The sequence below is a fragment of the Acinetobacter johnsonii genome (assembly GCF_048551975.1).
Taxonomy (GTDB): domain Bacteria; phylum Pseudomonadota; class Gammaproteobacteria; order Pseudomonadales; family Moraxellaceae; genus Acinetobacter; species Acinetobacter johnsonii_A.
Genome location: NZ_JBIMCF010000079.1, coordinates 1 through 629, shown reverse-complemented (window position 1 = coordinate 629; position 629 = coordinate 1). Strand labels below are relative to the sequence as shown.

General features: G+C 34.0%; 1 protein-coding gene and 1 pseudogene. Both read right to left on the bottom strand.

The genetic code is table 11. From position 1 onward, the window contains the following. Positions 1–307: AAA family ATPase (locus tag ACG9ZB_RS16700; protein ID WP_419326801.1), on the bottom strand; the 307-nt coding region annotated here is incomplete at its 3' end. A gap of 180 nt (positions 308–487) precedes the next feature. Then, positions 488–629: pseudogene (locus tag ACG9ZB_RS16695) on the bottom strand (IS30 family transposase); the annotation flags it as partial.

Sequence of the window (629 nt, the reverse complement as noted above, 5' to 3'; positions counted from 1 at the left end):
CAAAATTGGTAACATGTTGTATTTCATCTAAAAAAACATAGTTTTTTTTACTTTTATCAACTTTGGACAATACATAATCATGTAGTTTACGGTAATCGGTGAGTTCTTCAAATTCCATAAATTCGAAGTTGATGGCAATGATGTTTTCGGCTTGTACACCCTGTGCTTTCAGGTCTTGTTGAAACATCGCCAATAAGGTGGATTTTCCAGAGCGACGCACACCTGAAAGTACTTTAATGACATCACGGTCTTGCCATGTATTCAGAAATTTTAAGTAGCCATCACGTCGAATATTAGCGCTTCTCATTATTTACACTTAGAATCTAAAGTTTTAATAAATTCTATCAAATTTTAGAACGTATATGTAAATATATTTAATTTTAGAAAAAGTTTAAAGGTTAAGTGAAACATTCAAAGCTACTGTAGAAGCATGTAAACAGCAGATCTGATCAAAATCCAAATTCTGAACCCTACGATCCGTGTTTTTGTAACCGCGTTTTCGATATTTCTTCTGTTGCCTTAAATGTAGATGAAGTTTACCGCCTTTTGATTTATCTTGATAAATGTACTGGTAAATCCACTCATGTGAAGGTACATCCAGCCAACCGCGTTGTGTTAAAGCACCTGAA